The organism is Streptomyces sp. UF-297 (assembly GCF_058245575.1).
In genome coordinates, this window is record NZ_JBSIBZ010000287.1 from 1 (window position 1) to 242 (window position 242).

Annotated in this window: 1 protein-coding gene; it reads right to left on the reverse strand. The window is 68.2% G+C overall.

Translation table 11 applies throughout. The annotated features are described in order from the left end of the window. Positions 1–242 (reverse strand): acyltransferase domain-containing protein (locus tag AC4IJH_RS43855; protein WP_490857624.1); only part of this gene is annotated, 242 nt, incomplete at both ends.

Here is a 242-nt window from a genome sequence, read left to right on the forward strand (position 1 = left end):
GACAGGCTCACCGAGAGCATCCCGCCCGCACCCGCCAGCACCTTCAACGACTGCGACCGCAACGCCACGACCCGCGCACCGTCCTCAAGAGACAGCATCCCAGCAACCGTCGCCGCAGCAATCTCCCCCTGCGAGTGACCCACCACCGCATCCGGTGAGACACCTGCCGCCTCCCAGACGGCCGCCAACGACACCATCACCGCCCACAGCGCAGGCTGCACCACATCCGCAGCCTCCAGAAC